We start from the raw sequence: 24,011 nt of genomic DNA, 5'->3' as shown, positions 1-24,011 counted from the left end.
TAAAAATAGAGAAAAAAATAAGACATATCGATCAATTTTTCATTATTTTTTCATATTCGTTCTTTTATACTATTCAAATAAACAAGCTTGAAAGGGGTAGACATGCGCATTCTATTGGTTGAAGATGATGCCAAACTCGGCTTTATGATTCAATACAAGCTGGGCTCTGAAGGACATCAAGTGGATTGGGCACAAACTGCTGAGGAAGCAGAAGCGTTTCATGATACAGAGGGCTATGATCTATATATATTGGATTGGATGCTGCCTGGAAAAAGCGGTCTCGACTTATGCAAAGCGTGGAGAGAAGAGCAGGACAATACGGCGATATTGATGCTAACCGCTCGTGACGCGGTTCAGGATCGAGTGAACGGTCTGATTCAAGGGGCTGACGATTATTTGATCAAGCCTTTTGCTTTCGAGGAGCTCTTTGCCCGAATATTTGCGCTGGATCGGCGCAAGCAGTCAAGCGGCTATCATGAAGCTTACTCGATCAGTGGACTTACGCTAAATCTCCGAACACAGGAAGTGGTCAGAGACGGGGTGTCTATCTATTTGACGAAGCGGGAACTCGATTTGCTGGCCTACATGATGAGACATCCGGGAGAAGTGCTGTCAAGGGAGCGTATTTTGAACTACGTTTGGGGCAGTGGTGCGGAAGTAACGCTGAATGCGGTTGATGCTACGATTAAGCTTCTGCGTAGGAAGATCGACGAGCCCTTCGATTTCAAATTGGTGCAAAGCATTCACGGTAGAGGCTATCGATTGGTCGATAAGGAAGCTGACGGCCATGATTAAGCGTACACGCCAAAAATTACTATTCATCTATAGTGGCATCATTGCGCTGATTCTCGTTATTATGGCGGCTTCTTTTTATTTTATTTTATCAGGCGTTGTGAACAGGGATGAGCATAGTCGTCTAGAAAAGGCGGCAGAAAAAACGGTACAGGAGTGGCTTCACCACACGATGGGCATCGGCAAGAGAGAAAATGATGATCATCGCCGTCCAGGCGGAATGGAATGGGAGTTTTTGCAGAATGATCAATTCGCCGTTGTGCACGATGACCAGGGGAAAATAATTTCCTCTTCAGGCGTCCGTAATCCCCTTGTTGATGATGAAATCAGCAAGCAGCTCGTCATTGGTGGGGATAGCTCTTCATATATGCATATTGAGCAAAAAGTGTCCGAAGGCCGTAAAGTATATGCCGTTTACCAGGTAGCTGCCAATGATGGGAAGGGAAGTGTTATCTACATTGGTGAGGAAATCAGCAAACAGATAAATTTGCTGAGTGAAATGAAGTGGCTGTTATCCGGGTTAACCATCGTCCTCCTGCTTATTGCATCGGTGACAGGGTATATATTTGCAGGTCGGGCGATGGTCCCGATTGTACGCTCGCTCAAAAGACAACAGGAGTTTACCGCTGACGCCTCACATGAACTCCGTACGCCACTCAGTGTGTTGCAATCGTCTGTGGAAATTCTAGAGGAGCAAAAAGAGAAGCTGCCTGATGTCCATCAGACCGTTTTGTACCATATGAAGGACGAAATTGTCCGGATGATTCGCCTAACCGAGCAGCTTCTTATGCTTGCTCGTGCAGATTCCGGGATGCAGCAAATTAGACAGGAGTCTTTCGATTTGCGTCAGATGGTGTATGCAGTGACAGAACGTATGAAGACGATCGCCAAGGAACATCGGGTTGAAATTTGTGTTGAGGACATGCTACCGGAAGGAAAGGTTTTATATACGGGAGATCCCGACCAGATCAATCAATTGCTCTATATTTTGTTGGACAATGCAATCAAATATTCGTTTTCCGAGACGGCTGTAACCGTGCGAGTGAGCAAATCCGGAGAAATGGAATTGGATATTTCTATAGAAGACAAGGGTTGCGGGATTCCGATGGAGAGTCTGCCGCATTTGTTCGAGCGTTTTTACCGCGTTGATAAGGCGAGGTCACGGCATTGGGGAGGTACAGGCCTAGGTCTGTCGATCGCCGCCCAAATTACGCGTAATCACGGGGGGCAAATATATGTAACAAGTGAAATCAATCAAGGTTCAACGTTTATCGTGAGATTACCAGATCGAAGAAAAATTCAAAGTCAAAGGGGCACTAGCCATGATATCTGAGATTTTCAACCATCTTCATCCAATAATTGTTCACTTCCCGATCGCAATAATTGTCATCGCATTATGCTATGACGTCATTCAAATCGTGAAAAACCGCGCCCTCATGCCGAAACAGGGAATATGGCTGTGGTTAACGGCAGCCTTAGGCGCATGGTTGTCTGTCGCCACGGGCCCAGAGGATGATGCAAGAGGGAACACAACGTATCTCGATATTCACTCGACATTAGCCGACTTGACGGCTTGGGTGGTAACGCTCCTCGTTGTATGGAGGCTATGGCAGATCTATCGGGGCAATCGTCCTTTTACGAGATTCATTTTGGTTAGCTATCTCATCCTATCCATCGCTTCCTGTGCACTGGTTCTTGGTACAGGTTACTATGGTGGGAAAATGGTCTACTCGGACGGGATTGGCGTAAAAGTTAACGGCACAGATGTGAACCCGCCAAAAGCTCATTAATCTAGGTAGTGTTGTTCGAAGGTGTTCGAAATTGCAATGAAGAGCCTGTGTCTACGTGGTAAAGACACGGGCTCTAGTTACTTGCCCGAGTAACTTACACCGTTTTTTTCATTCCTAGAAACGAGATTTCACCGTCACGCTCATATGTAAACGTACATTCCCAATCGTACCAAGTATGATGAAATGTTGTCTCTGATATAGGATAGAAGGGTATAATGGTTTCCTCGTTCCATACAAAATATAATTGATCTTCATTCCGCTCGACGGTAGCTTTGCATCCATATCCTTCGTAAGTACCCATATAGTTCGCATAGATTCTTTCATCGAGGGAGTAAGGATGTGGGCGAGTCGGAACAGATATTTGCTCTCCGAATAGGATCCCTGTTAACGATTCGGTAAGTTTAAATAGGGGAACAAAATCATAATTTGTCAACATCATTACGGATGTATTTTCATCCGGGTATCTGTGCATCTCACTTCGATAACCGCGATACGCCCCTCCATGATATACTCTTCTGCGACCATAACGTTGATCAAGAAACCACCCAAAGCCATAGTTAAAATCATTTGATTTGAAGGCCAGTTCCATCGTATTTTTTGTAACCAATTGTTCAGTGTATAAAGCTTGATCCCATTTGAACAAATCATCGACTGTTGAATACATGGACCCTGTTGAGAAACTTGAACTCATATCCATGAATTCGCACGGGATGAAATCTTCCGATGAGGCATTGTATGACGAACTCATTTTATGGATGATCTTTTTGTTATCGTCTACTCCCGTGTTTTCCATGCCCAGAGGTCCGAGTATCTTATCGCTTATAAAGTTATCGAAAGTTAAACCCGTGATATTCTCAATGAGCATACCAAGCAAGAAATAGCCTGAATTATTATAGGCAAAAGAAGTGCCTGGTGTAAAAGCTAGTGGTATATCGATGAATAGTTGAAGTACGTCGTGATGGCTGAGTCTTAGTTTATTTAATCGTTGGTTGTACGCTGGGAGACTGGTGTAATTGGTAAGTCCAGATGTGTGAGTCAACAAATGTGCAACCGAAATATCTTTCAAAGGGTTCAGTTCAGGCAAGTAGAGGCTGGCGCTATCTTCGAAATCCAGAAGCTTTTGTTCATAAAGCATCATAATGGCCATTGCGGTATATGATTTCGTTAAGGACCAAATTCTGAATTTGGTGTCAATGGTGTTAGGAATGAGATGTTCAAGGTTTGCGTAACCATAGGCTTTCTTAAAGACGACTTCCCCATGTCTAGCAATCAATTGGGTTCCACCGAGTGGCCAGTTCCGTTCATAGTTGGATAAATAATCATCCAGAGATTGCGTGAGATCAGTCATTGTCAATCACCTCCCATAAAGTAAAAATATAACATGACTTTTGTTATTTGAAAAAGAGATTGAGAATTTCTCAGTGTACAGATCTTTTGATAAATTTGACAGAGATGCAGGAATAGGATACTCTATGGAAAATGAAGAAAACATAATATTTTCCTTAGTTTATCTTGTGGAGGTGAATTTGTTTGAAGAATAGAATCATGCAACAAGCACAACAGGAAATTTATAAATCAGGCTTTCGATTCACGATGGCCGATATGGCCAAACAATGCGGTATAAGCACAAAAACCATCTACCAATGGTATCCTTCCAAAGAGGATCTGATTCGCGATATGGTGCAGCACGCTATCGATGAAATCAAAGAACTTGAACAGGCTATTTTGAAGGATCATACGTTGAACAGAATGGAGAAATTGAAGGCATTACTTGTCATGCTTCCTCGAGACTTTCAGTTTTTTGATATGAAGCGACTGTATGAACTGCAGCGTTTTTATCCGGAAGTATGGGAGTATTTAAATTCTTTTATGGAAGAGCAATGGGACGGGGTGGATCAAATCGTTGCAGAGGCTCAAGCTGAAGGGTTGCTCGGGACATTCAATCGGATGCTGTTTATACAGTTATACCTTGGAGGGTTGAATCGACTAATGGAGCAAGCTTATGTTAATCAGATCGGATTAACGATTAGAGAAGCTTTAAATGAGATGGTAGACATGATGATCGATGGGATAAGGATGAGGTGAGTCCATGCATTGGATATTGTTAATATTTGCGATTGCGGCTGAGGTGGCGGGTACTACGTTCATGAAGCTTTCATTGGGATTTACGAAGCTGGTGCCATCCTTGCTGCTCATCGTCTTCTATTTGCTCAGTTTGACCTTACTGAATCTAGCGTTAAAAGGGATTCCAATTGGCGTGGCGTACGCGATATGGTCAGGCATGGGAACGCTGCTCGTCGTAGGCATTGGCTGGGCATTGTTTGGAGAACCATTGTCCATGTTGAAGCTCATTTCCATATGCCTGATCATAGCCGGTGTCGTGGGATTAAATCTCGGGAGCAATAGCCATGGGAATGCTGAAAGTTCAATGCGACAAGAACAATTGCTGCATACAACCTAGATGAGGGAGTTGTAAAAATGAGCGGTAAACTAAGGAAATTACTTTTATTTACGGATATATCCTTCCTTGTGTATTGGTTTGTCACCTATTTTCATCTGATTCCTCCTAGTTATGCGTATCAGGATTATACCAATGCGATGCTCGTGGTTTGGAACTGGTCTTTCTTTCCGCTTGATGTTCTCATCTCAGTAACCGGACTACTGAGTCTTTACTACAATCGTAAGTCGAAAGCAGTCTGGAAGCCGATGGTATTGATTTCTCTGGTGCTTACTTCTTGTTCAGGGTTGCAAGCGATCGCATTCTGGGTGATCAAGCAGGATTATGATCTGATGTGGTGGATTCCTAATCTGTTTCTGCTTATTTACCCACTATTCTTTATTCCTGGACTCGTTAGAAACGGGTTCATCGGCAATAGGTTTCTTGATGAATAATGACATTACGATTCTGGCCATCGATTTGCACGTCGATGAATGGTGCGGATCCGGCCGTATAACGCACCAGAATCCCTTGTTCATTCGCTTGTTTATATTTGTGATCATTGACATAAAACACGGATTCGGAGAAATAAGCGTAGGCAAAGGCCATGACGCAACCAACTAAAATGACTAGCCCTAGGATGATGAGCGCACGGTAGAACTTGATGCGTTTGAGACTATCCAACATCACAAAGATCGACCACCTTTTCCATATATCCATTAGATAACGCTGAAATAATGGAAAAAGTTGCTGCATTGACGTTGGCATGAAATGTTCAAATCTAATGTGTGTGTAATCACAATTCACGCTCGGGTGCTCTGCTATGCTGTGGGTAACAAATGATGTTCTTGAAGGAGGACAACGATATGTTCTGTTACCAATGTGAACAGACGCCAAGCGGCGGTTGCACCGTCGTTGGGGTATGCGGCAAGAATGAAACCATCGCGAGCTTGCAGGATACGATGATTTTTGCGTTAAAAGGAATTGCAGCCTATGCGACCCATGCGAGACAGTTAGGATACACGGATCCCGAAGTCGATCGGATTACACACGAAGCCCTATATATGACCTTAACGAACTCCAACTTTAATCTGCAAGAGCATCTGGACATGGCTATGAAAGTCGGAAATGCTGCGGTTCGGATCATGGACGTCTTGGATCATGCCCATACGACTCGGTTTGGTATTCCACAGCCGATTACGGTTAGTCAGAATAAAATTGAAGGTCATTGCATCGTGGTGACAGGACATAATCTATATGCGCTGGAGGAGTTGCTACGGCAGACTGAAGGTAAGGGGATTAACATTTATACCCACTCGGAAATGCTGCCTGCCCACGGGTATCCAGCGCTCAAGAAATATTCGCATTTGAAAGGCAATATCGGCAAAGCTTGGTACGACCAACGCAGACTGTTCGAACAGTTCCCAGGTGCGATTCTGGCGACCACAAACTGTGTCATGCCGATTAAAGGCACGTATGCGGATCGATTCTTTTCTTATGAAGTTGCAGGTCTAGAGGGTGTCGCGAAGGTTGTGGATGACGATTTTTCCCCACTCATTGAGCGCGCATTATCGCTGCCTGTGGCGAATATCGAGTCCGAGCAAGTGCTCACGACAGGATATCACCATGAGACGGTGATTGGCCTTGCGCCAGAGATCATCCAAGCCGTCAAAGACGGGCATATTCGCCGCTTCTTCGTCATTGCAGGCTGCGATGCACCTGGAACAGGCGGGAATTACTATCGTGAACTCGCGACCTCGTTACCGAACGATACGGTCATCTTGACAACATCTTGCGGCAAGTTCCGCTTTAATGACGTCGATTATGGTACCGTGGGAGATACTGGCATACCGCGTTATATCGATCTTGGTCAGTGCAATAACTCCGGTTCTACGGTCAAAATTGCTCTTGCATTAGCAGATGCTTTTGGTTGTACAGTGAACGAGCTCCCGGTCAGTATCGTATTGTCATGGTTCGAGCAAAAGGCGGTTGCGATTCTTCTTGGCCTATTCAGCCTTGGCATTCAAGATATTCGGATTGGACCGAAGCCGCCGGAGTTTATCTCGCCCGGTGTACTCAATGTCCTTGTAGAGTTGTTCGGATTGAAATTGATTACAACCGCTGAGGAAGATATGCAGGCAATGTTGGCTTTGTCCTAAGCGAGACGTAGTATCGATATAATTAGCAAGGCTCTGACGAATTGTCAGGGTCTTGTTTATGTTTGTTTGCGCGCTTCATAAATTTCCTTTGGTTGGCACAAGGTAATGGTGGAAGGAGGGTGGGCGTTGAACCATCAAGAGGACATGATTCATATTATCCAAAACGTAACGAAATCGAAAGGCAGGAAATCGCTATATCATTTTACAAGAGGTCGGAATTTGAAGATGATAGCTCAATTGGATACGCTGTGCTCCAGTTATCACATACACCCATACGATGCAGGAGAGCGCCGATTACATCCTAAGGAAGTAGCATTTCGTGAAAATCTTGTCATGATCAATGCCCATCTTCGCATTCCTGAGCAATTGATCGATGCATCGACCACCATGCAGGAATTCCGGGCAACACTGGATCGACATGTCTTTTTCTGGCCTACCAGGAGGGATTGTCTGAAGATGCTGGATACCTATACCCGAAGAGAACCGAGCGAAGCATTTGCGATTCTCGAATTCGATGCTCACGATCTATTGTTAGCGCATTTTTCAGCGGTGAAGCTGTCCAAATATGACTCCGGAAGCTCGCCGAGGTTCCCCAAGCATTGTACTTATAAGAAAAGTCCGAACATGTTCCTTCCTTTGAACGAATTCCTTCATGTAGATGGATCGAATACAACTTGGCCTTCCAGAGCATCCGACATCAAAGAAATATTAATAGAGGAGCGGGTGACGAATATATCTCAGTATATACGAAATGTTTATGTCCATAATCGTGCATCGATCCCTGACGGCTGGAAGGGTTTTGCGAAACCTTTACAAGATTTTATAGCAAGTCGATGACGACCGTTAGAGTCTTGTTTTTTGAGTGGGGAGGTTTACAATAGGTACGATTCGATAACGTCATGGAGGATAACATGTACATCAATCATTACTATTTTTACATTCATTATTGCAATGGCAGGAAATTGAAAGATACAAGAAGACTACTTCGCCCAATGACGCGAACTCTTCAGCATCATGAGCTCGTATTTGTGACAGGTGGGAATGGGAATGTGGTCATCGGAGGGCGCAAATATCCGACTCAAGCAGGCATGCTGTACTACATTGCTCCAGGCGTATTGCATTCTTTTGAACCTGATGCGAAAGTGCCGCCTAATTTCCTAACGGTACATTTTAGTTATGCGTGGGTTACCTTCAATGACACGCGTCTGGATATTACGAATGAGGCGCCAATGCTTGCACTGCCCGCGGGACAAGCATTAAAGGATTATTACCAAGTAGAGGATATCTTCGAAAAATTAGTGGACACCTGGAACGCAAAACTGCCGGGATATGAGTTTATGACGAAGACGCTGCTTCAGCAATTGCTCATCGCCATTTGGCAGAACACGAGAAAGCAAGATCGGAATTATGCTATTTCGCATAAGGTGGACAAAATTATTGATTATATGCGTCAACATATAAGTAAGAAAATCACTTTAACCGAGCTGTCAGATATGGTGCAATTGTCATCTACTTATTTATCAAAAGCGTTCAAGGGAATTACAGGTTATTCGATGATTGAGTATTTTAATAAGATGAAAATTGATCAAGCGAAAGAATTGATTCTTGAAGGCGATAAAAAAATAAAAGAGGTCGCAGAGGCCGTCGGATTTACGGATGAGTTCTATTTCAGCAGAATTTTCAAAAGGATGGAGGGAATGAGTCCATCGGAATTTTACAACAAAAATGTCCATGAGGTTTAAGATCGTGCATGGTATATAGCCATTCTGGTGGATAACATGAGGATAGGATTGTTCAGCAGAAGGAAGGCTAACGATGATGCCGATATGGAAAAGAAATCTTATCGTGTGTTGGTTCGGGATGTTCGTAACAGGCGTGGGGATGAGTCAGATTGCACCGATCATGCCGCTCTATATCAAGCAGCTTGGTGTCGACGATCCAGCATCCATTGCGCAATTATCCGGCATCGCTTTTGGGATTACCTTTATCATTTCAGCTATTTTCTCACCTATATGGGGACAAGCGGCGGACAAATTTGGACGTAAACCGATGCTCCTGCGGGCAAGTCTTGGCATGGCGATTGTTGTAGGCTGTATGGGCTTTGTGCATCATGTTTATGGATTGATCGGACTTCGAATGCTGCAAGGCACCATTACAGGTTATAGCACAGCTTGCACGACGCTAATTGCAACGCAGACGGATAAGGAACATGCGGGGTATGCATTAGGCACCCTCTCAACGGCGAATATTGCAGGATCACTCATTGGACCCACGATTGGCGGCTTTGTTGCAGAGCATTTTGGGTTGCGAAATTCTTTTTTTATCACCGGTGCACTGCTGATGATCGCTTTTATTACAACCGTCTTATTCGTGAATGAATCCTTTATCCGAGAGCATAAGAAGACGCTCCGCATGAAGGAGGTATGGCGGGCTGTGCCTGAAAAAAGCTTGACGGTGACTTTGTTCGTCACGTTCTTCGTGCTGACAGTGGCCTTATATTCGGTAGAACCGATTATTACCGTCTATATCACTCAATTGTCCAGTAATACCAGTCATGTCACGCTGTTAGCCGGACTAGCCTTCTCCGCCACGGGTCTTGCGAATATTCTTGCTGCTCCTAGGCTTGGGAGGCTGTCGGATAGAATTGGGGCCAATAAAGTGATCCTTGTCGCATTGATCGTAGCGGGGGTATTATTCATCCCGCAGGCCTTTGTCCAGAACCCTTGGCAGCTCATGGGTTTACGATTTCTATTCGGATTAGCTGCAGCGGGCTTGATCCCTTCCGTGAATATCTTGATCAAACGGATTACACCGGATGCACTGACGGGCAGAGTGTTCGGGCTCAATATGTCGGCAGGGTATTTAGGTACATTTGTTGGCTCTGTATTAGGTGGGCAAGTGGCAGCCTGGTTTAGTATTCGCGATGTGTTCTTTATTACAAGTGCATTGCTGCTGATCAACGCGGTATGGGTGTATTTCAAAGTAAATAAAAGGTATGGGAGAGATGAACATGGAAGCGTTGAAATCAAGAGAGGCTGAGGAATGGAACGCAGACAAAACGGCACTGGTCGTTATTGATTTGCAAAAAGGAATTGCGAGCAGAGGCCGACCGATAGCACCGCATACGGTTGAAGAAGTTGTTCAGAATGCAAGCAAACTCGTCAAAGCGTTCACGGAGAAAGGTGCTTTTGTCGTACTTGTCAGAGTTTCTTCGTTGGATGGAAAAGATATGTTAACCCCAAATACTGATATGAAAATGAATCCCGCACAATACGCAGCAGGTTGGGATGAATTCATTCCAGAAATCGCGGATACGCCCAATGCGCATACCATTACGAAGCGGCAATGGGGAGCATTCTATGGTACGGACCTCGATCTACAACTTCGTCGCCGTGGCATCGATACCATTGTGCTGTGCGGGATATCCACTTCCATCGGTGTGGATACGACGGCAAGAGAAGCATATCAACATGGATATCATCAAGTATTCGTGGAGGATGCCATGACGGCTACAACGCAAGAGGAGCATGATTATGTCTGCCAATATATCTTCCCTCGCATTGGTCAGATTCGTTCAAGTGAAGAGGTCGCTTTATCGTTAAGATAAATAGAGCGGCGCGGCATTTACGATGACAACGTGAATCAAATGAATAGAGCTCCTGTGACTGGTCACAGGGGCTCTATTCATTGCGTTGCTCTATCTCCGGTTTCTATCTGCGAACATACTCGTAATCGTGATCATTAATCCAAGCAGCGTGACCAATGCCGCTACCCAAGGAAGGGCTTGGAGTCCCAAAGAGCTATCTATTACGATCCCACCGAGCCATGCACCTCCCGCACCTCCGAGATTAAATGCACCAATATTGAGTGCTGATACTAAGTTAGGAGCGGATTTCGCCTTATCCAATACGCTTTGCTAATCAAAAAAAGCTCCCATGGGAGCTTTTTTATGTGAATGTAGTCGTGCACAAAGCAATCCAGCCAGTAAAAATTGCGCCCCCCGTCTGACTGTGATTCTGAGCCGTGAGATCGCCTTTGTGTGCTCTTAGAATACGCTGTGCAATCGTGAGTCCAAGCCCGGTACCGCCGTATTCTGGATTCCTTGAATCATCGCCCCTATAGAAGGCTTCAAAAATATGAGGCAAAGCGTGCTCAGGAATTCCCGGACCCGAATCTTCAATGGTGAAGAGGACTCGTGTGTCCTCCACGTGCAAGCGGATGACAATGATGCCATTGCTATGTGTATAACGAAGGGCATTATCGATCAGATTTCCGATCGCTCGCCTTAGCATATGAGCGTCGCCATGGAGTAGATGTTCCGTCGCCGATGTATTGTAGACCAAATCTATTTCTCTTTCCTTGGCTACCGGCAAATATTCAGTAACCATATCTGTGAGAAGAGCATCGATATCCAAAGGCTCTTGTCGAAGCCGTTGCTCCAAGGATGCCAGCTGGCTATAAGAAAAAAGATCGGATACAAGATGCTCCAACTGTTCTGCCTTTTTGCTGCAAATGGCAGCATATCTAGTAGCCTTCTCTGGATGGCTTGCTAGACCGCGCTCCAATCTATTTAAGAATCCTCGCAAAACAAATAATGGCGACCTTAAGTCATGTGCAATCGAGCTAATAAAGAAGCGCCGTTCTTCTTCTAATTCTGACTGACGAATCAGTGAATCACGAAGCCCCTTGCCCATCGCATGGAATGCGGCACGTACATCGGCTACTTCCATGACGGTAGATTCGGGAAGATGAAAATCTAGATCCCCGCCAGCGATTCGTCTAGCAGCAGCACTCATCGCTTCCAATGGTTTCACGACAACACGTCCCATTTGCCATCCAATAAATAGAATGGCGCATAATCCTGCGATGATGGCGAAGGCTGTCGCCAAGTGGCTCGTCTGCATCGGAACGTAGAATAGGGCTTTCCCCCGCAATTGACCTTGCTCCATGACGCTTAATTCACGATACGCGGTAGATTCTGATCCTGCAGGGACCGAATGATAGATTTCATGATCAGAAGCGTCGAGTAAGATGATTCCCACATGCGAGGTGGCGAGCATGTTCCCGAGTGCTGACTGCCAGCTCGGATCGCGCCAACGTGAGATGTCTTCCTTGCCAACTTCACGCATTAAGGTGTCCAAGGCCGTCTCCTGCCGTGAATGCTTATTGCTCTCTCCGATATAACGATCGAACAGACCTGGAATCTCATAGAACAACCGCGGGAGGATCAGCACAATAAGCATTCCGATGACCATCCATTGGCGAATTCGGAGCGCCTTCATCTTCGCACTCCTTCAAACCGATAACCCACGCCCCACACATTGGTAATAAATGCTGGCTTTCTAGGGTCTTCTTCGATTTTTTCTCGAATCCTTCCAATATGTACAGTGACGGAATGCTTGTCGCCGATCCCCTCCCAGAAGCGCTGCAGCAGCTGTTCATACGTGAATACTTGACGAGGATACTCTGCGAATAAGCAGAGAATATCGAATTCTTTGGGCGTCATGGATACTGGATGACCATCAACTCTTGCTTCATGTGCCTTTACATCAAGGACAAGTCTGCCGAAGTCGAGCACGAGTTGTAGACCTTTTTCATGCTTGCCAGACCGGCGGAGCACTGCTTTAATGCGGGCGACGACTTCCTCAGGCGTAGCGGATTTCACGATATAATCGTCACCACCTATGCTGAGGCCGCGGATTTTGTCCACATCCTCTCCCCGTGCGCTGAGGAAAAGGATCGGCGTATCTTGTGTCCTCCGTATTTGTCTGCATAACTCCAGCCCACTCTGGCCGGGCATCATCACATCCATCAGGATGCAGTCGACACGCTGACGATCCAATGCTTCTATCGCTTGTGCACCGTTGTACGCTTCAACCACTTCAAATTGCTCATCTTCGAGGAAATCCCTCATTAATTCCACGATTTCTTTATCGTCGTCAACGATCAATACCGTCCGTCTGCTATGCATGTCGTTTCCTCCAACCATGTAGTAAAAAACGATTTGGCAATATTGTAGCATATCCGTTATCGCTCGTGGTCTGATTGACTGGAATGTACCTGTTCGTTGATCGTTTTGTGACTTTTTCACCCCGTATTTCGTGATTTTCAGAAGGTATTGTAATACTTACTGATACACGAAAATCTGAAGGGGGAGGGGTTAATCATGCAAGTCGGGAGCACTATTTACAAAATATTAGCTTGGTTATTTTTAGCTTGTATTGTGGCGCAAGTATTCATTGCTGGGATGGCGACATTCTCGGATGCCGCAAATTGGTCGGTGCACAAATCGTTTGTAAAGATGTTCGCTTTGGTTCCATTCATTATGTTCCTGCTAACGTTCGTAAGTGACATAAAGGGGTTTAAGCGATGGATCAGTTTGGGTTTATTTGTGCTCGTCGTGGTGCAGTTTCTGACGATTCAAGTATTCTCATCCGTCGATGTGATTGCAGCGCTTCACCCGGTCATCGCATTGCTGATGTTCTGGGGCTCGGTCAGAACGGTGAGAAGAGCATCGTAAGGAAAATAGCGAGTCCAATTTACAGGGAGGGCTAAAGATGAATATACATTTAGACGGACAACTGGTACTTGTAACGGGAGGAAGTGGAGGCATCGGAAGCGCAATCGCAGAGCGACTTGCATCCAGCGGAGCGATTGTCGCTGTCCATTACTTCCGGAATAAAGAGGGGGCAGATGAGACGGTTCGTATGATCCGCGAGGCTGGTGGAAAGGCTGCGGCCTTTCATGCCGATCTTACCGCAATTGACCAGATGAACACCTTGGTGATTCAGGTTCAAACTGCATTCGGTGCATCTATTGACATTCTGGTTAATAATGCTGGTCAGATGAGCCGCCGGACACCGTTGATTGAATTGACGGAGGACGATTACAACGAGATGCTCAATGTCAACTTCAAGTCTTGCGTATTCTTATCCCAAGCAGTTCTTCCTGCGATGATAGCAAAAGGAAGAGGGAATATCGTGAATATCGCTTCGCTTGCAGCTGTGAGTGGTGGAGGTCCGGGCGTCGCGCTGTATGCGGCTGCGAAAGGCGCAATGCTCACCTTTACGAAAAACATCGCAAAAGAATACGCCAGTAAAGGCATTCGCGTAAACGCCATTTCTCCCGGCGTGATTGCCAATACTTCGAACGATCGGTTCAAAACGGAAGAGATTCGCAAGTTCATTATTGACGGTATCCCGCTCGGGCGGGAAGGGCTTCCGAAAGACGTGGCAGATGGCGTGTTGTTCTTGACTTCAGATCTTTCCTCTTTCGTAACTGGAGAGACGCTTGAGATCAACGGCGGCATGTACATGCGATAAGCCGTTCAAACGAATAAAAGAGATTCATATAAAAAGGAGAATCGTGAGCGATGGAAACTTCATTAAACCCGCAATGGGCCAAACTGATTCAAATGCAGCATCCTGATAAGCTGCTAGGCTTTGCGCGTCATCTCGACGACAAATTGTTAGCAGCCATTTACGGTATGGATTTGTCATCGTACCAGGTTGTCAAAGATCAATTGGTTCAACAGGCAAGAGATGCAGCGGAGCAACTGCTGGAACTCCCTGATTTTGCCGATCGGATCGATCGATTACCATTCAAAGCAGGTGAAACCGTTATCGGCGTTGGCGAGAGTACGACAGATGATCTGCTATCATGGTTTGAAATTCTTAGGCACCTGCTTGAACTGCAAAGACCACAGGACGAGATACAACTGATCAATGAAGGGATATCAGGCAACACCTCAACCCAAGTGCTCGGTCGGTTCAGCGGCATTGCCCAGAAGCAGCCGAATTGGATCCTCTGCATGATCGGGGGCAATGATGTGTTACGCGTTGGGCCTGAGTCAACCAAAACGCAAGTCAGCTTAGAAGAAACCGCCAAAAACTTAGTTGAGATTCGGCGGATTGCTGCAGCGCGTACCAATTCTCAATGGGTATGGATTACGCCGCCGACTTTCGATGAAGAGAGAATGGACGCGTTCCCATATTTTAGGATGGGGCAATTAAGCTGGCGTAACAAAGACATCCTATCGGTCGGCGACATGATCCGTAATATGCCTGACGCTGTTGTAGATACGCAAGTAGGATTCGGACAACCGGCACAGGCGAAATTCATAGGATGGGATGGCCTCCACCCTACGATTGAAGGGCATAAAGCCATCGTGCGCTGGCTTGTTGAAGATCTTACCGGGGGCACAGCGGGATGAAAATCGTCGTATTCGGAGCTACAGGTGGCACCGGACGTCAAGTTGTCATGCAGGCACTTGAGTTCGGTCACGAAGTGACCGCAATCGTTCGCAACCCAGAAGCGGTTGACATTCGCCATGAACAGTTGGAAGTCGTTCGGGGAGATGTTCTGAACCTATCTTCGTTCAGTCCATGGATCATCGGCAAAGATGCGGTTCTATCGGCGCTTGGTGTAAATCATCGTAAACCTACGACAGTCTACTCAGAAGGTACAGAGAATATCGTCAAGGCGATGGAAGGTGCAGGCGTGCGTCGGTTGATCGGCTTATCCTCGGCGGGATTGGTGGTTCCACCCGATACTCCTTTGCTGCAACGGTTAGTGATCCGGCTTGTAATTCAGCCTATGTACAAATACGCTTATGAAGAGATGGCTCGAATGGAGGTTATGGTACGGAAATCATCGCTGGACTGGACCGTCATTCGTCCTCCCCGGTTAACGAACGGATCGAAGACAGGAACGTATCGGACGGCTCTTAATAAGCCACTGCTTAAGGCACAAGGGATTTCACGTGCGGACTTGGCTGACTACATGATGAAATTGATTCCGAATTCGTCGTCATTTCAAGCCGTTGTTGAAATATCAAATTAGTCATGGAGGAGCATATGTCGAACGTCCCTAAAAACAAGATCGGGTGGATGATTATCGTTGTGCTTACGTTTGGTGCCGCCGGCTTTGCCATAGCTCCTTATGTCTTATTTGATCATGAGCAAAGTCGAGTATCGCTTAACCCTTCGTTTAATCTTCATTACCCGCTGCTGCTCGTCCATATTTTCGCATCGCTGTTTGCTCTTATTGTAGGGTGGGTGCAATTTCTTCCCGGCCTGCGAGCCAGACGACCCTACGTCCACCGGATCGTCGGACGAAGTTATTTGGCATTTGTAGCCATTGGCAGCGTAACCGGTTTGATTGTGGGGATGTATACGTCAAGTTATATCCGGCAAATGGCTTTTTTGATCTTGGTGGCGTTATGGCTATTTACCGGGTGGCAAGGATATCGGTCAGCCCGTCATAGAAAATTCGAGGCCCACGGTGTATGGATGACCCGCAATTATGCCATGACCCTTGTCGCCGCAAGCGCACGCATCGTTACGCCGGTGTGCATATTGATCTACCTCGCAGGACATAGGGGCGTGCCGTTCCAAGGCGTTGAACCTATACTGAATCAAGTGCTAGAAGTAAATGTCTGGGTTGGATTGGTCATCAATATCGTTATTTCGGAATGGGTGATTGTAAACCGTTTGAAGAAACGTTAGGACTTGATTAACGACCTACAATCCGTGAGGATTCTATCTCTATATATGAGAGCCCTTCGTCCTTCATTGGATGGGGGGCTTATATGCGTTTGTTTCTCCTTCTTTCTTAGGTTTTCGGTGTTTTTACAATGGGACATGGTAAGGAATATTTTGGTTGTCACGATTTCGTGACTATGGTAAAATCTTCATGTTCTATTACCATTACTTGGAATGATGATGGAGGAGTTTATGGGGCATCTGTTGTGTTTTCAAGTCATATTGTCGAATGGAGAAAGAGTGTGGCCCGCATCCATTTTTCCTGCCCAGGAAGAGAATGCAGCGTTAATAGATTTGCTGACAGTTCGTCAATGTGTAGAACGTGATGGAGAAGTTAGCATTTCTGTTATTGCTTACGACGCGCAAGGGGAAAGGTTGCAAGGTCATACACGGATGTATGCGCAAAATGAGCTCTCGATCATTCAAGGTCCTATTCCGTCCTACCCCCCGAATGGCATCAGCGTCAATGAAGTTTTCGGCTTATCGGAAGCGGCTCGATTGTGGGGGATTGAAGGCGGGGGTGCGACCATTCGCAAAGCGCTAGAGCGAGGGGAGTTTAGCCCGAGTGAGATTCGTAAATCAGATGGCATATTACTTGTGACTTTTTCTGGTATGCAACGTAGATACAATGCAATGATGAAAAACCAATGGATGGAAATACATACGTACTTCGTTCAGGAAGGTGCTATTCTCGAAGAACCTGAGTATCATCAGGGATCCAGTATGGAATCTTTATCGACCATCGCAAGGCGCCATCGCAAGGCAGCGGAAGTCTAGCAAATTTGAAGTGTAACTCATCCTGAAGAAAGGCAGAGGAGGATTAAATGTTGTCGAGTACAAATATCATTAAACTCATTGGTCTTATGGTAAGCGTAGCTGCTGTGAACATCCTCGTGCTCTCACCAGGATTTATAGGGGTTCAGATTGGAGCAAGCGCCCTATCCACAGCAACAGGAGTCACCTTATTATTTGCCAGCGCAGGTGCTCTTATCTACGGCATTTATCATTTCTTGTTCAAGAAACCTGTTATTATTCCTGTTAAGGAAATCAAAACGCACGAAGAATATGTCGAGAATTTATCTCGATATCGCCATGTCAAAGGAATAGAAAGCGATATAAACCTAGCCTTAGAGCAAATGGAGCGGCTGCAGAAGCGGATGAGTACCTTGCTCCAGGTTCTGAAGCAGCGATTTGAAGAGACGGAGATGAGCTTTAAGAAGTTCGCAGCCGTATCCCAAGCCGCCCAGAATCTATTCTATCTGAACACCAGGAATATATTGAACATCCTTAACGTCTTTGATGAATCGGAATTTAATCGGATGATTCAGCGCAAGTCATCCAGTTTCTCCACTGAACTTCTCCAGAAGAAAGCCAACGTGTATAACGATTACCTCACATCCATGAAGAGCTCTATTGCGAATAACGAAGAAATTCTAGTAAAGCTCGATCAACTCCTCTTAGAAATTTCCAGCCTAGATCATATTGAGCCCGGTGAAATTGAACAACTGTCCTGCATGCAGGAATTGGACGCATTAATCAAGCAAACCAAATACTATAAATCGTGAGAGGTGCAGCGAATGACTGGAAAGAGTAAGTTTCTATTATCTATCTTTATTTTGGTAGTTGTATTTATCCTTGTCTATCTTGGGGTGAACTTTACCTCGAACTTGGGCAAAACGAAAACTCAGGTCACTGCGGAAGACGCAAGCAAGCAGCTCAACAAGCTCTACAACAACATATCTGTTACAACTGATACCCCGGTAAAAGGTCAAATCGATATCAATCCTGCGGATATTGGGGAGACGCTGCCGGACATCTCGAAGTTTCCAGTTACAGTGAACAATACGACCAATAATTTCGTTGAAATATTCTCTTCAACAGAAAAGTCAGGAACAGGGATGGATAGTTGGCTAGCGGATGTTGCAACAGAATTCAATCAGGCGAATATCCAAGTGAACGGGAAGCCCGTCTCCGTCAAAATTCGTAATATTGCGTCTGGTACAGCTGCCGATTATATTAAATCCGGCAAATATATTCCTGATGCTTATACCCCTTCGAATGAGTTATGGGGCGAAATGGTCAAGGCGAGTGGGGTTAAAACGCAGCTTATAACCAAGCGGCTTGTAGGTAACGTTCCCGGGATTGTGATTACGAAAGCCAAAAATGATGCGCTTGTCGCTTCTTATGGATCTGTGAATGTTAAGACCGTGACGGAAGCGATCGCGAATAATGAATTCAGCATGGGCTATACGGATCCTTTTGCAAGCTCAACAGGGTTGAACTTCCTGATCACAGCGCTTAATACGTTTGACAGTTCGAATATTCTAAGTGATAAAGCGATCCAAGGCTTCGAGAAATTCCAAGTGAATGTGCCTTTTCTAGCCTCGACCACGATTCAAATGCGCGATGCGGCGAAGTCCGGAATGTTAGATGGGTTCGTGCTCGAATATCAGTCTTACCTAAACACAGCTGATTTGAAGAGCGGGTACGTATTTACACCCTTTGGGATGAGACATGATAGTCCGTTATACGCGCTAGGCGATCTCCCGAAGGACAAAATCGATCTGATTAAGAAATTTGCTGAATTTGTGACGCAAGACAAATATCAGAAGATGGCTCAAGATAAAGGATTCAATCAATTAAATGATTATAAATCCGAAATTGCTGTCGTGGACGGTGGACTTCTCTCCTCCGCACAGAAAGTATGGAAAGAGAAGAAAAACGGAAGTAAACCGATTGCCGCTGTGTTCGTAACGGATGTCTCGGGCAGCATGGCCGGAGAACCGATTAATCGATTAAAGGAATCTTTGCTCAAAGGACAAAAGTATCTAGGAAAAGACAATAGCATCGGGCTTGTCTCTTATTCTAATGATGTCACGATCAATCTACCTATTAAGAAGTATGACACGACACAGCAGTCGATGTTCGTTGGGGCGGTAGAGAGTCTGCAAGCAGATGGCGGGACGGCTACCTTCGACGGCATTATCGTTGCGTTAAAAATGCTTCAGGATGAGAAAGCCGTAAATCCATCGATTAAGCCGATGATCTTCGTGCTGAGTGATGGGGAGACCAATCGCGGGAATTCCCTCAAAGATATCAAGGATCTGATTGCCACCTACAAAGTACCGATCTACACCATTGGCTACAATGCCGATATTCAAGCGCTGCAGAGCATATCGAGTATTAATGAAGCAGCGAGTATTAATGCCGATACCGATGATGTTGTCTATAAAATTGCAAACCTGTTTAACGTACAAATGTAACTTTTTATAATATAAGGAGGATTCCTATGTCATTTTCGATGGAAGTCGTAAACCCAGAAGAAATTCAAGCGGCGATCGAGCAAGAGGTTAAACCCGTTCCCGAGGAAGTTGCGAAGCTACAAGCATTGGCTGATTCCAATGTTGCCTCCATTATGTCGTTAGATCTTGATTCGCTTGAGAAGCGAAAAGAGATCTTGCAATCGATCGATACGTTCGGGATGAATACGATGCGAACCTCTTCGAATAAAAACAATTTACTTCAGGTATCGGTAGGTAACTTGTCCAAAACGGGAGACGACGGCGGCCAAGTTGCGAAGGGTTTAACCGAATTGCATATGCAATTGAAGGATCTCGACCCCAGCGTCATTGATTTTACGAAAACAGGCTTCTTAGGCAAACTATTCAATCCGTTACGCGCATATTTTCTGAAGTATGAAAAAGCCGATGCGATGATCGCCGATATTGTCGTCTCGCTAGACAAAGGGAAGACGACCCTAAAGAATGACAATACGACGCTTGAAATTGAGCAGCAGGCACTGCGCGATCTGACGAAGAAGCTTCAGAAGGAAATCGAGCTCGGTACCTTGATGGATACATCCATTGAAGCACAGATCGAAGCGGCCAAGGCACGGAATGAAGACCCGGATAAAATTCGCTTCATTACCGAAGAGGTGCTGTTCCCACTTCGTCAACGGGTCATGGATATGCAGCAAATGATGGTCGTCAATCAGCAGGGGATTATGGCCATTGAAGTGGTCACCCGCAACAACAAAGAATTGATTCGCGGTGTTGACAGAGCCAAGAACGTGACCATCTCGGCCTTGAAAATTTCCGTAACGGTCGCGAGCGCGCTCTATAATCAGAAGATCGTCTTGAAGAAGATTGAGCTTCTTAACCAAACGACCAATGAACTGATTGCTGGCACGTCGAGGATGCTCAAAGATCAAGGGGCTCAAATCCATAAGCAAGCACTCGAAGCCAATATCAATGTGGAGACGTTGAAACAAGCATTTACGGATGTGTTATCGGCGCTAGATTCCATCAGCACCTACAAACAGGAAGCACTGCCGAAGATGCGAGAGACGATCAGCCAGTTCCGGGAACTAGCAGACACCGGGGAACAGCAGATTCAGCGCTTGGAGAAGGGGCATAAGTTGGGGTTATAAAGATTTATGAATGAACAGGAGGCTTCTGCTAAATGAATCGGCGGAAGCCTTTTTTTCGCATATATGTTGCTTAGCACCCGTAAAATTCTCCATTTCATCGTACGTGGAAATTGCGATAAGAAAAATTGTGGGCTAAATTGAGCATATCAGTAACCAAGCAAATGATTGGGAATTAAGACTGCAGTTTATCGAATCCGAACCAAAAGATGGGAATTCGTTTGAGTCGAATATGCTGCTTTCTATTAATAATAAGTCGGAGAATAAAAAAGAAGCTTGGTCGTTCCTGCAATTTTTAATCTCGGAGGAGATGCAATCCTCGCCGGAGCTGGAAGGGCTGCCTGTGAATAAAAGAGCAAGTCAAGCTCAAATTGATGCTTCGGCAGCAAACAAAGATATGAAGCTGAGCCCTGAATTTATTGAAGCGGCAAAGGGACTTCTTCCGCAGTTGAAGCGTTATAGTGGACTCGATCCGAAAATCAAGAAAATTTTAACCGACGAAACAGAACCATTCTTTAGCGGGCAAAAATCGGCTGAAACGGTTGCCAATAGTATTCAAAACAAAGTAAGTCTCTATCTGGAGGAATAGTCATAAAAAAGGCCGGGTACAGCTCCATTTTGGAGTAGTACCCGGCCTTTTTATAACGATTGGACATTTTCTTATTCATATCGTGGCAACACTTGAAAATGTTGTAAGAGGCCTTATCGGCCAATATGAATAAGATTGATGTGCTCCACGTTTATTTATTCTTCAAATTAATTTTAAATCGATCCCCCTTATTACCACCAAAAACGATCATCCCACCTTCAGGTAGTACTACCGAATGATTGTTCGTTACCTTTGAAAAGTTCACAACCATTCCATTCGCGTCATAAACGGCAAATCCCCCACTTACCGGAGTCTCAACGTTCATGACTCGATTGGCTGATTTTCCATCAATTTTATACCACACAGCTTGACCATTGGATGGTATGTTGCAGAATGAATCATTCCCATCATAAATGGGGTGAATCGCATCTTCTCTGATATAAGATTGTCCATCGATCACTAAATGCTCTGCATGTTTCACGTTATAGAAATTCAAATCAAAAGTATCTCTTCCCTTCATAATAGGAATACTCATTACATTTATTGCTTTATTCTTATCAACAATTTTAGTACCGGATGCGTATCCATGGTTGATATCAACGGATATATTTTTGGACAACAGTGCTTTGGTAAGATACATGCCTGAAGTTATCTTTTCATCCAAGGCGTAGTAACTTTTTCCATTTCTATCTTCCCATACCGTTTTAGTTGACTGATTTAGAGAATTAGAATCTAACTTTTGATATTCATACATCACCATAACCGTTTGACCTAGTCCTGGAATATTTATGTAAGCGTTAAGCTTTAAATAGGTTTTTCCATTCTTCGGTTGGTCAAAGCTTAGAGTTACATTCCCATCGTTGTTTTTGAATTGTCCATTGCCCGTATATACATATTTTTGAGGCGGTAGCAATCCATTTCCTAGAGTTGGTAGATCAATCTCTCCGTTCTTTATCTCCAGATTTACCGTTTTACCTACGGTACCGTATAGTCCAGAGTAAGCAATCAAATCCGATGGCATATCCACTTTCAATGGAGCTTCAAATGTTTTTTCAGGTAGGATCTCTTTAATGATGCCCTTGGCTCTTGCATATTCCAATAAAACATTAGATGCAAGCATACTATTGTAGAAAGAACTCCCTCCCGATGAAAGTACAGCTATAGAAATATCATGTTCGGGTAGGGTAGTCAAAGCCGCGTGATACATCAACGTATCTCCACCTTTATATAATGCGGTTATTCCGTAATCACTAAACGGCGCTAAACGGACGGCATCCCAACCAAGACCATAATTAATGGTGTTTGTCTCTTCAGAAACCCACACCCCTTTTCTATACTCATGACTTTGCATCGCCTTTGCTGACTTCTCAGATAAAATATCCGTTCGATTCCCGATTAATACTTCAGCGAACTTACTTAATTCTTCGGCCGTGGAGTAGACGCCTCCTGTCCCAATGAGATTGGCATTCTCAACGGGTAAAGCCTGGTCGATCCCTGGAAAATAAGTTTTTGTGAGCCTGTCTCTATCAAATGAATCACGTAGTGTTTTGGTAGAGGTTAAATGAAGAGGCTTGCTAATATAGGTTTCAAGAAATTCGCTATAACTTAAACCACTCACTCGTTCAATCAAGATTTCAAGCAGCTGAAAACCATTATTACAATATACCGAAAACTCGCCGGGGTTTGACTTTAAGCGCTCTGATTGTAATTTGATCAATAATTCATCATGATTTTTCGTATCATTATCATCAAACAATATACTATTCGCATAGTGACTACCGTAAATTCCTGAAGAATGATTCATCAACATGCGTGGCGTAATCTCTTTATATCGTTCATCTGCCATTTTAAAGTCCTTGATATACGTGGTTAGCGGTTTATCAATATCAATTTTTTTAGAATCAGCTAGCATCATCGTTGCAGCAGACACATACGTTTTACTTACCGAGCCAATTCCAAACATGGTGTCTTTGGTGATCGGACTTTTGGTCGCTTTATCGTATACACCAGCGCTATCGGATAGAACAATGGATCCATGATCCATAATTGCATATTGCAATCCACTTACACCATAATCGGACATGATCTTCGAAGCCAGCTCCTGTGCCTTTTCCTTTACAGTATCATGGTTCGTTAGAGCAAAAGCAGGGGTGACCGGTATTACAATAAGTATAGCGGTCATGAATACAGAAACCATCTTCTTCATTAATAATTCCTCCTCGAATTTTTTCTAGATGTGACTTGCTGAATTCATCATACAAGGAAGAAGGCTGCTA

26 protein-coding genes are annotated in these 24,011 nt (G+C 44.9%); 21 read left to right on the top strand and 5 right to left on the bottom strand.

Annotated elements, in window-relative coordinates; genetic code table 11:
* Window positions 1-102 precede the first annotated feature (102 nt).
* From AC3WU2_RS24545 to AC3WU2_RS24535, 3 genes are read left to right on the top strand one after another with little or no spacing between them, the layout of a single operon-like run.
* Window positions 103-795: a response regulator transcription factor gene (locus AC3WU2_RS24545; protein ID WP_492457616.1), complete on the top strand. Its 693-nt coding sequence runs from the start codon at window positions 103-105 to the stop codon at window positions 793-795.
* Entirely contained in the window at window positions 677-2,125 is a 1,449-nt protein-coding gene (locus tag AC3WU2_RS24540) for an ATP-binding protein (protein WP_492457649.1), read from the top strand. Before AC3WU2_RS24545 ends, AC3WU2_RS24540 begins: the two co-directional genes overlap by 119 nt.
* The gene (locus tag AC3WU2_RS24535; RefSeq protein WP_492457615.1) at window positions 2,115-2,582 is read left to right on the top strand and encodes a DUF2231 domain-containing protein; all 468 of its coding nucleotides are present in this window, start codon (window positions 2,115-2,117) and stop codon (window positions 2,580-2,582) included. The genes AC3WU2_RS24540 and AC3WU2_RS24535 overlap by 11 nt, the downstream gene beginning before the upstream one ends.
* 94 nt (window positions 2,583-2,676) lie before the next feature.
* On the opposite strand, the gene AC3WU2_RS24530 is transcribed toward AC3WU2_RS24535, so the two are convergent.
* The gene (locus AC3WU2_RS24530; protein WP_492457614.1) at window positions 2,677-3,855 is read right to left on the bottom strand and encodes a serine hydrolase domain-containing protein; all 1,179 of its coding nucleotides are present in this window, start codon (window positions 3,853-3,855) and stop codon (window positions 2,677-2,679) included.
* Window positions 3,856-4,112: 257 nt separating this feature from the next.
* On the opposite strand from AC3WU2_RS24530, the gene AC3WU2_RS24525 reads away from it, so the two are divergent.
* From AC3WU2_RS24525 to AC3WU2_RS24515, 3 genes are read left to right on the top strand one after another with little or no spacing between them, the layout of a single operon-like run.
* Window positions 4,113-4,667, top strand: a complete 555-nt coding sequence (locus tag AC3WU2_RS24525) for a TetR/AcrR family transcriptional regulator (protein WP_492457613.1) — start codon at window positions 4,113-4,115, stop codon at window positions 4,665-4,667.
* A gap of 4 nt (window positions 4,668-4,671) precedes the next feature.
* On the top strand, window positions 4,672-5,043 hold the full coding sequence (locus AC3WU2_RS24520) for a DMT family transporter (protein ID WP_492457612.1): 372 nt from the start codon (window positions 4,672-4,674) through the stop codon (window positions 5,041-5,043).
* Between the two features lie 17 nt (window positions 5,044-5,060).
* On the top strand, window positions 5,061-5,474 hold the full coding sequence (locus tag AC3WU2_RS24515; protein ID WP_492457611.1) for a YvaD family protein: 414 nt from the start codon (window positions 5,061-5,063) through the stop codon (window positions 5,472-5,474).
* Here the strand turns inward: AC3WU2_RS24515 and AC3WU2_RS24510 are convergent.
* The gene (locus AC3WU2_RS24510) at window positions 5,446-5,709 is read right to left on the bottom strand and encodes a hypothetical protein (RefSeq protein ID WP_492457610.1); all 264 of its coding nucleotides are present in this window, start codon (window positions 5,707-5,709) and stop codon (window positions 5,446-5,448) included. The genes AC3WU2_RS24515 and AC3WU2_RS24510 overlap by 29 nt on opposite strands.
* 176 nt (window positions 5,710-5,885) lie before the next feature.
* Here AC3WU2_RS24510 and hcp point away from each other — a divergent pair, with 176 nt between their 5' ends.
* The 5 genes from hcp to AC3WU2_RS24485 all read left to right on the top strand — a co-directional run bounded on the left by hcp (window position 5,886) and on the right by AC3WU2_RS24485 (window position 10,785).
* Entirely contained in the window at window positions 5,886-7,178 is a 1,293-nt protein-coding gene (gene hcp, locus AC3WU2_RS24505; RefSeq protein ID WP_492457609.1) for a hydroxylamine reductase, read from the top strand.
* A 126-nt stretch (window positions 7,179-7,304) separates the two neighbouring features.
* The gene (locus tag AC3WU2_RS24500) at window positions 7,305-8,015 is read left to right on the top strand and encodes a DUF7002 family protein (protein WP_492457608.1); all 711 of its coding nucleotides are present in this window, start codon (window positions 7,305-7,307) and stop codon (window positions 8,013-8,015) included.
* Between the two features lie 74 nt (window positions 8,016-8,089).
* Window positions 8,090-8,920 (top strand): AraC family transcriptional regulator, encoded by an 831-nt coding sequence (locus AC3WU2_RS24495; RefSeq protein ID WP_492457607.1) that lies wholly within the window; start codon window positions 8,090-8,092, stop codon window positions 8,918-8,920.
* 76 nt (window positions 8,921-8,996) lie between these two features.
* Window positions 8,997-10,217, top strand: a complete 1,221-nt coding sequence (locus tag AC3WU2_RS24490; protein WP_492457648.1) for a multidrug efflux MFS transporter — start codon at window positions 8,997-8,999, stop codon at window positions 10,215-10,217.
* Window positions 10,189-10,785 (top strand): hydrolase, encoded by a 597-nt coding sequence (locus tag AC3WU2_RS24485; protein ID WP_492457606.1) that lies wholly within the window; start codon window positions 10,189-10,191, stop codon window positions 10,783-10,785. Before AC3WU2_RS24490 ends, AC3WU2_RS24485 begins: the two co-directional genes overlap by 29 nt.
* Before the next feature lie 340 nt (window positions 10,786-11,125).
* Here the strand turns inward: AC3WU2_RS24485 and AC3WU2_RS24480 are convergent, their stop codons facing one another.
* Together AC3WU2_RS24480 and AC3WU2_RS24475 are read right to left on the bottom strand one after the other, a co-directional pair.
* Window positions 11,126-12,460, bottom strand: a complete 1,335-nt coding sequence (locus AC3WU2_RS24480) for a sensor histidine kinase (protein WP_492457605.1) — start codon at window positions 12,458-12,460, stop codon at window positions 11,126-11,128.
* Window positions 12,457-13,149: a response regulator transcription factor gene (locus AC3WU2_RS24475; protein ID WP_492457604.1), complete on the bottom strand. Its 693-nt coding sequence runs from the start codon at window positions 13,147-13,149 to the stop codon at window positions 12,457-12,459. The genes AC3WU2_RS24480 and AC3WU2_RS24475 overlap by 4 nt, the downstream gene beginning before the upstream one ends.
* 195 nt (window positions 13,150-13,344) lie before the next feature.
* Here AC3WU2_RS24475 and AC3WU2_RS24470 point away from each other — a divergent pair, with 195 nt between their 5' ends.
* The 10 genes from AC3WU2_RS24470 to AC3WU2_RS24425 all read left to right on the top strand — a co-directional run bounded on the left by AC3WU2_RS24470 (window position 13,345) and on the right by AC3WU2_RS24425 (window position 21,735).
* Window positions 13,345-13,698, top strand: a complete 354-nt coding sequence (locus AC3WU2_RS24470; protein ID WP_492457603.1) for a DUF6220 domain-containing protein — start codon at window positions 13,345-13,347, stop codon at window positions 13,696-13,698.
* A gap of 37 nt (window positions 13,699-13,735) precedes the next feature.
* Window positions 13,736-14,500, top strand: coding sequence for an SDR family NAD(P)-dependent oxidoreductase (locus AC3WU2_RS24465; RefSeq protein ID WP_492457602.1), 765 nt, complete (start codon window positions 13,736-13,738; stop codon window positions 14,498-14,500).
* 50 nt (window positions 14,501-14,550) lie between these two features.
* Window positions 14,551-15,390 carry an SGNH/GDSL hydrolase family protein gene (locus AC3WU2_RS24460; RefSeq protein WP_492457601.1) on the top strand — a complete coding sequence of 280 codons (840 nt, stop codon included), beginning with the start codon at window positions 14,551-14,553 and terminating at the stop codon, window positions 15,388-15,390.
* On the top strand, window positions 15,387-16,019 hold the full coding sequence (locus tag AC3WU2_RS24455; protein ID WP_492457600.1) for an NAD(P)-dependent oxidoreductase: 633 nt from the start codon (window positions 15,387-15,389) through the stop codon (window positions 16,017-16,019). Before AC3WU2_RS24460 ends, AC3WU2_RS24455 begins: the two co-directional genes overlap by 4 nt.
* Window positions 16,020-16,033: 14 nt before the next feature.
* On the top strand, window positions 16,034-16,684 hold the full coding sequence (locus AC3WU2_RS24450; protein WP_492457599.1) for a DUF2306 domain-containing protein: 651 nt from the start codon (window positions 16,034-16,036) through the stop codon (window positions 16,682-16,684).
* A gap of 228 nt (window positions 16,685-16,912) precedes the next feature.
* Window positions 16,913-17,497, top strand: coding sequence for a helix-turn-helix domain-containing protein (locus AC3WU2_RS24445; protein ID WP_492457598.1), 585 nt, complete (start codon window positions 16,913-16,915; stop codon window positions 17,495-17,497).
* A gap of 47 nt (window positions 17,498-17,544) precedes the next feature.
* Window positions 17,545-18,285: a hypothetical protein gene (locus AC3WU2_RS24440; protein WP_492457597.1), complete on the top strand. Its 741-nt coding sequence runs from the start codon at window positions 17,545-17,547 to the stop codon at window positions 18,283-18,285.
* A gap of 12 nt (window positions 18,286-18,297) precedes the next feature.
* Window positions 18,298-19,983, top strand: coding sequence for a vWA domain-containing protein (locus AC3WU2_RS24435; RefSeq protein ID WP_492457596.1), 1,686 nt, complete (start codon window positions 18,298-18,300; stop codon window positions 19,981-19,983).
* A 26-nt stretch (window positions 19,984-20,009) separates the two neighbouring features.
* Window positions 20,010-21,149: a toxic anion resistance protein gene (locus AC3WU2_RS24430; protein WP_492457595.1), complete on the top strand. Its 1,140-nt coding sequence runs from the start codon at window positions 20,010-20,012 to the stop codon at window positions 21,147-21,149.
* A 340-nt stretch (window positions 21,150-21,489) separates the two neighbouring features.
* Window positions 21,490-21,735 carry a hypothetical protein gene (locus AC3WU2_RS24425; protein ID WP_492457594.1) on the top strand — a complete coding sequence of 82 codons (246 nt, stop codon included), beginning with the start codon at window positions 21,490-21,492 and terminating at the stop codon, window positions 21,733-21,735.
* A 151-nt stretch (window positions 21,736-21,886) separates the two neighbouring features.
* Here AC3WU2_RS24425 and AC3WU2_RS24420 read toward each other — a convergent pair whose 3' ends face one another.
* Entirely contained in the window at window positions 21,887-23,941 is a 2,055-nt protein-coding gene (locus AC3WU2_RS24420) for a serine hydrolase domain-containing protein (protein WP_492457593.1), read from the bottom strand.
* Window positions 23,942-24,011: the final 70 nt, after the last annotated feature.

It is taken from the genome of Paenibacillus sp. EB106-05-06-XG162 (genome assembly GCF_058791655.1).
The sequence above is the reverse complement of the archived record's forward strand: the minus strand, read 5'-3'. Positions and strand labels throughout refer to the sequence as shown.

Bases quoted from the DNA above. Each gene is read 5' to 3' on its own strand.
- AC3WU2_RS24545 (WP_492457616.1), top strand. From the start codon at position 103: ATGCGCATTCTATTGGTTGAAGATGATGCCAAACTCGGCTTTATGATT.
- AC3WU2_RS24540 (WP_492457649.1), top strand. From the start codon at position 677: ATGCTACGATTAAGCTTCTGCGTAGGAAGATCGACGAGCCCTTCGATT.
- AC3WU2_RS24535 (WP_492457615.1), top strand. From the start codon at position 2,115: ATGATATCTGAGATTTTCAACCATCTTCATCCAATAATTGTTCACTTC.
- AC3WU2_RS24520 (WP_492457612.1), top strand. From the start codon at position 4,672: ATGCATTGGATATTGTTAATATTTGCGATTGCGGCTGAGGTGGCGGGT.
- AC3WU2_RS24515 (WP_492457611.1), top strand. From the start codon at position 5,061: ATGAGCGGTAAACTAAGGAAATTACTTTTATTTACGGATATATCCTTC.
- hcp (WP_492457609.1), top strand. From the start codon at position 5,886: ATGTTCTGTTACCAATGTGAACAGACGCCAAGCGGCGGTTGCACCGTC.
- AC3WU2_RS24495 (WP_492457607.1), top strand. From the start codon at position 8,090: ATGTACATCAATCATTACTATTTTTACATTCATTATTGCAATGGCAGG.
- AC3WU2_RS24490 (WP_492457648.1), top strand. From the start codon at position 8,997: ATGCCGATATGGAAAAGAAATCTTATCGTGTGTTGGTTCGGGATGTTC.
- AC3WU2_RS24485 (WP_492457606.1), top strand. From the start codon at position 10,189: ATGGAAGCGTTGAAATCAAGAGAGGCTGAGGAATGGAACGCAGACAAA.
- AC3WU2_RS24480 (WP_492457605.1), bottom strand. From the start codon at position 12,460: ATGAAGGCGCTCCGAATTCGCCAATGGATGGTCATCGGAATGCTTATT.
- AC3WU2_RS24475 (WP_492457604.1), bottom strand. From the start codon at position 13,149: ATGCATAGCAGACGGACGGTATTGATCGTTGACGACGATAAAGAAATC.
- AC3WU2_RS24470 (WP_492457603.1), top strand. From the start codon at position 13,345: ATGCAAGTCGGGAGCACTATTTACAAAATATTAGCTTGGTTATTTTTA.
- AC3WU2_RS24465 (WP_492457602.1), top strand. From the start codon at position 13,736: ATGAATATACATTTAGACGGACAACTGGTACTTGTAACGGGAGGAAGT.
- AC3WU2_RS24460 (WP_492457601.1), top strand. From the start codon at position 14,551: ATGGAAACTTCATTAAACCCGCAATGGGCCAAACTGATTCAAATGCAG.
- AC3WU2_RS24455 (WP_492457600.1), top strand. From the start codon at position 15,387: ATGAAAATCGTCGTATTCGGAGCTACAGGTGGCACCGGACGTCAAGTT.
- AC3WU2_RS24450 (WP_492457599.1), top strand. From the start codon at position 16,034: ATGTCGAACGTCCCTAAAAACAAGATCGGGTGGATGATTATCGTTGTG.
- AC3WU2_RS24445 (WP_492457598.1), top strand. From the start codon at position 16,913: ATGGGGCATCTGTTGTGTTTTCAAGTCATATTGTCGAATGGAGAAAGA.
- AC3WU2_RS24440 (WP_492457597.1), top strand. From the start codon at position 17,545: ATGTTGTCGAGTACAAATATCATTAAACTCATTGGTCTTATGGTAAGC.
- AC3WU2_RS24435 (WP_492457596.1), top strand. From the start codon at position 18,298: ATGACTGGAAAGAGTAAGTTTCTATTATCTATCTTTATTTTGGTAGTT.
- AC3WU2_RS24430 (WP_492457595.1), top strand. From the start codon at position 20,010: ATGTCATTTTCGATGGAAGTCGTAAACCCAGAAGAAATTCAAGCGGCG.
- AC3WU2_RS24420 (WP_492457593.1), bottom strand. From the start codon at position 23,941: ATGAAGAAGATGGTTTCTGTATTCATGACCGCTATACTTATTGTAATA.